Source organism: Caulobacter sp. (genome assembly GCF_049283275.1).
Taxonomy (GTDB): domain Bacteria; phylum Pseudomonadota; class Alphaproteobacteria; order Caulobacterales; family Caulobacteraceae; genus Caulobacter.
Window position 1 is genome coordinate 1 of the sequence record NZ_JBAPVS010000349.1, and the last position, 4,633, is coordinate 4,633.

Annotated in this window: 6 protein-coding genes; 2 read left to right on the top strand and 4 right to left on the bottom strand. The window is 67.7% G+C overall.

The annotated features are described in order from the left end of the window. The 3 genes from WAL33_RS19835 to WAL33_RS19845 all read right to left on the bottom strand — a co-directional run. On the bottom strand, positions 1-504 hold a 504-nt coding region (locus tag WAL33_RS19835), incomplete at its 3' end, for a DUF4908 domain-containing protein (RefSeq protein WP_422183534.1). A gap of 199 nt (positions 505-703) precedes the next feature. After that, complete coding sequence (locus WAL33_RS19840; RefSeq protein ID WP_422183535.1) at positions 704-1,429, bottom strand: beta-ketoacyl-ACP reductase; 726 nt, start codon at positions 1,427-1,429, stop codon at positions 704-706. Positions 1,430-1,568: 139 nt separating this feature from the next. Next, entirely contained in the window at positions 1,569-2,744 is a 1,176-nt protein-coding gene (locus WAL33_RS19845; RefSeq protein WP_422183537.1) for an acetyl-CoA C-acetyltransferase, read from the bottom strand. A 219-nt stretch (positions 2,745-2,963) separates the two neighbouring features. Here WAL33_RS19845 and phaR point away from each other — a divergent pair, with 219 nt between their 5' ends. Both phaR and WAL33_RS19855 read left to right on the top strand, forming a co-directional pair. Continuing rightward, complete coding sequence (phaR, locus tag WAL33_RS19850; protein ID WP_422183539.1) at positions 2,964-3,641, top strand: polyhydroxyalkanoate synthesis repressor PhaR; 678 nt, start codon at positions 2,964-2,966, stop codon at positions 3,639-3,641. Between the two features lie 111 nt (positions 3,642-3,752). Further along, entirely contained in the window at positions 3,753-4,079 is a 327-nt protein-coding gene (locus WAL33_RS19855; RefSeq protein ID WP_422183541.1) for a hypothetical protein, read from the top strand. Here the strand turns inward: WAL33_RS19855 and WAL33_RS19860 are convergent. Continuing rightward, positions 4,076-4,399: a DNA-binding protein gene (locus WAL33_RS19860; RefSeq protein ID WP_422183543.1), complete on the bottom strand. Its 324-nt coding sequence runs from the start codon at positions 4,397-4,399 to the stop codon at positions 4,076-4,078. The two genes, WAL33_RS19855 and WAL33_RS19860, sit on opposite strands and share 4 nt — an antisense overlap. Positions 4,400-4,633: the final 234 nt, after the last annotated feature.

Sequence of the window (4,633 nt, forward strand, 5' to 3'; positions counted from 1 at the left end):
GTGCTGGGCCGCGCGGCTGGCGCGGGCGCTGGCCTGGACCAGGCGCTGGAACAGGGCGTTGACCGAGATGAACGGCGGCGGCTGGATCGAGCTGGCCTTGCCCATCAGGGCGGCGGCGTCGCCGCCCGGCCGCTCGCGGGTGAACAGGGTCATGCCGCCCAGCTTGCTGGCCCGCAGCACCGGCTCGCCCATCTCGTTCTTGTAGATGGTGTCGCCGCGCGGCGCGGCCTGGGGCGACAGCACCCAGACCTCGGAGCTGTTCTCGAACTTCATCAGCGGCTGGGGCGCGGCCCGATCCAGGATGAAGGCTTCGCCCGTCTCGGCCACATAGCGGGCCACGGGCGGAGCGGGCGCCTTGCGTGTCTCAGAGCCGGAGCGGGCGCCGAGGAACGCGTCGCGCAGGCCAGACTGCGCGTTCGCCGCGCCGGCGGCGGCCGCGAAGGCGAACGCCAGCAGGATCACCCAGCCCCCTGGCCCCTTCGTCACCGCCGATTGACTCGTCATACCCAGGGTCATGCCCCGCGACTGGGGCGAATCTTGGACGCCGAAGACCTTGTTGTCGTCACGCGATTTCCCGAAGGCGTCATGAAAAGGCTTGGAAGAGCTCTCCGTCGATCGGAGTTTTCGAGCCGACGGGGAGTCTTCGTCAAGTCGTCATGATTTTTTTGACGCGCCCTGTCGCCTTCAGGCAACCCACCGGCCTCTAGCCGGCCATGTACTGACCGCCGTTGACCGTCAGGGTGGCGCCGGTCACGAAGCCGGCCCGCTCGCCGGCCAGGAACGAGACCATGTCGGCGATCTCCTCGCCCTTGCCCAGGCGACCGACCGGGATGCCGGCGATGATGCCGGCCAGGACGTTCTCGGGCACGGCCGCGACCATCTCGGTGTCGATATAGCCGGGGCAGATGACGTTGACGGTGACGCCCTTCCTGGCGTTTTCGAGCGCCAGCGCCTTGGTGAAGCCGATCAGTCCGGCCTTGGCGGCCGAATAGTTAGTCTGGCCCATCTGGCCCTTCTGGCCGTTGATCGAGCTGATGTTGACGATCCGGCCCCAGCCGCGCTCGCGCATGCCTTCGATGACCGGACGGGTCATGTTGAAGGCCGAGTCCATGTTCACACGGATGACCTCCGACCACTGATCATAGGTCATCTTGTGCAGCATGACGTCGCGGGTGATGCCGGCGTTGTTGACCAGGACCTCGATCGGACCGAGCTCGGCCTCGACCTTTTTCACGGCGGCGGCGCAGTCGTCGAACGAACCGACATTGCCCTTGACCACCATGACGCCCAGCTTCTCGGCGCAGGCCGCGGCGGCCTCTTCGTTGCCGGAATAGCCGGCCGCCACCTTCAAGCCGTCGGCGACCAGCCGCTCGCAGATCGCCCGACCGATGCCCCGGGTGCCGCCGGTCACGAACGCAACTCTCGCCATGATGTTCTCCCGCTAACGTCTCCTATGGTTGCGCGCGAGAGGCGCGCGGGGGCAAGCCCCCACGCGCGCCGTCATGAAAATTTGCTCGAAACGCCCAATCCAAACAAACGGTTGTCAGGCCGCTTCCCCAGACAGGTTGTCAGACCGCTTCAATGCACATGGCCACGCCCATGCCGCCGCCGATGCACAAGGTGGCCAGGCCCTTCTTGGCGCCCGAGCGCTTCATCTCGTGGACCAGGGTGGTCAGGATGCGCGCGCCCGACGCGCCGATCGGGTGGCCGATGGCGATGGCGCCGCCGTTGACATTGACCTTGGCCGGGTCGAGGCCCAGCTCGCTGACCACGCACAGCGACTGGGCGGCGAAGGCCTCGTTGCTCTCGACCAGGTCCAGGTCGGAGACCTTCCAGCCGGCCTTTTCCAACGCCTTCTTCGAGGCCGGGATCGGGCCGGTGCCCATGATCTCGGGCGCGACGCCGGCATTGGCCCACGAGGCGATGCGGGCCAGGGGCGTCAGGCCGCGCTTCTTGGCTTCGGCGGCGCTCATCAGCACCAGGGCCGCGGCGCCGTCATTGAGGCCCGAGGCGTTGGCGGCGGTCACCGTGCCGTCCTTGGCGAAGGCGGGCTTGAGGCCCGAAATGCCGTCCAGGGTCACGCCGTGGCGGATGAACTCGTCCTTGTCGACGATGGTGTCGCCCTTGCGGCCCTTGATGGTGACCGGCGCGATCTCGGCGTCGAACCGGCCGGCCTTCTGGGCGGCCTCGGCCTTGTTCTGGCTGGCGACGGCGAACTTGTCCTGGGCCTCGCGGGTGATCTGCCAGCGGGCGGCGATGTTCTCGGCGGTCTGGCCCATGTGATAGCCGTGGAAGGCGTCCCACAGGCCGTCCTTGATCATGGTGTCGACGAACGACAGGTCGCCCATCTTCTGGCCGTTGCGCAGAGCCTGGGCGTGCGGGGCCTGGCTCATGCTCTCCTGGCCGCCGACCACCACGATATTGGCGTCGCCGGCGGCGATCTGCTGGGCGCCCAGGGCCACGGCGCGCAGGCCCGAGCCGCACAGCTGGTTCAGGCTCCAGGCCGGGCTTTCGACCGGAATGCCGGCGTTGACCGAGGCCTGGCGGGCCGGGCCCTGGCCGGCGGCGGCCTGCAGCACCTGGCCCAGGATCACCTCGTCGACGTCGGCGGGGGTGATGCCCGCCCGCTCGACGGCGGCCTGGATGGCCAGCTTGCCCAGCTCGTGGGCCGGCAGGCTGGAGAGGGCGCCGAGGAACGATCCGACCGGCGTGCGGGCGGCGGAAACGATGACGATGTCGCTCATGGCGAATTAGCTCCCGTGACGTGTTTCCGGGCTTCTCGCAGTCGCGGCGCCCATGATTTTGCAGTGCACCATCACCTTGCATAAAGCGGCAAGGTTCGTCACCTGCACATTTTCACGGGATGTTGCGAGCTCCAAGCGCCGCCGGTACTGGCGCCATGCCTTTGCATTCGCGATAGTGCGATGCGAAAAGGCGGAGACAACGCTGTCCTAGGGAACGAAATGTCCGAGAACAACGAAAACGGCGAAACGGCTTCGGCCCGCGCTCCTGGCGAAAAAGCTGCCGGCCCGAAGGTCGTCATCAAGAAGTACGCCAACCGTCGCCTCTACAACACAGCGTCCTCCTCCTATGTCACCCTCGAGCACCTGTCGGACATGGTGAAGGAGGGGATCGACTTCGTGGTCTATGACGCCAAGACCAACGACGACATCACACGCTCGGTGCTGACCCAGATCATCTTCGAGGAAGAAAACCGCGGCGGCGGCCAGAACCTGCTGCCGATCCAGTTCCTGCGTCAGCTGATCGGTTTCTACGGCAACTCCATGCAGGCCTTCCTGCCCAGCTATCTGGAGATGTCGCTGGAAAGCTTCACCAAGCAGCAGGAGCGCATGCGCACCCAGTTCTCGGGCCTGACCCCGGGCGCCCTGGGGACCAAGGGCATGCCGGGCATCGGGGTCTACGAAGAGCAGATCCGCCAGAACATGGCGCTGTTCGACCGCGCCATGAAGATGTTCTCGCCGTTCGCCTACGCCCGGCCCGAGGACGCCCCCGCCGCCCCGGCCCCGGCCGAGCCCCAGCCGCCCGCGCCGTCCGCCCCCAGCGAGGACTCCCTGGCCGACCTCAAGCGTCAGCTGGAAGCCATGCAGCAGCAGATCGAAAAGCTGGCGACCAAGCCGTAGTCGCCGCGCCGACGGGGGACAGGCGCATGCGGCTGTCCCCGACCGGATCCACGATCCCTTAACCATGCCCACTGACCGGTCCTTAACCGTCATGGACCACAAGTCTTCACCATGAACGGCCCGAATGATCCCCTCCGGCGGAGCGCCCGCCACGCTCTGCCCGCGCTCCGCGACGTCGACCGCCCCGAAGCGGACGACGCCGAAGAGGCGGTTTTCGCGGACGAAGAGCCGCAGGCCCCGCCGCGGCAGCCGCAGTCCCGCCGCAACCCCTACGCCGCCTTCGCCGCCCATCTGATGGGCCAGACCGGTCAGAAGCGCGGTCTGCGCGGTGGGCAGGAAGTGCTCGACACGGCGCGTTCGACCTACCTGGGCACGGAATTTTCCGGTCCGGCCGACCGTCGCCCCAAGGCGGGCCTGATCAAGAAGACCGAGATCTAGGCCTTTAGGCGGGCCAGTTCCGCCTCGAGCGAGGCGACCCGCGCCTCCAGCATCGCCACCCTCTGCTCCAACGACAGCGACTCACCCGGCAAGGGCGCGGCGTGCGCGCCCACGCCCGCCCGGCGCGCGGCCTCGGCCAGGGGAACGCCCAGAAGCTCGGCGAAAGCGGCGATCTGGACGGCCGTCAACTCGCGCTGGTCCTTGTAGGCCAGGGCCAGCTCCTCGCCGGTCATGCCCGCGATGGCGGCCAGCACCGCCCGCGTCAGCCCCCGCTCGGCCAGCCGCGCGTCGTACCAGAGTTGATCGAAAAACAGCGCCATGACGGAAGGCTAACGCCTCGGGGCGGGTTGGCGCCAGTCTTGCTTAATCGCGGGTAACCCTCTTGCGAGACCTCCCATGCTGCTGACCGCCGTCACCCGCTTCTTCGACATCGCCGTGGTGACCCTGATCTTCACGGCGCTGACCTAGGCACGGCCGGGGACATGCCCTTGCGGCGTGTCCCCGTCAGCATCCACGGAGCCAAGCCTTGGGGACACGCCGCGAGGGCATGTCCC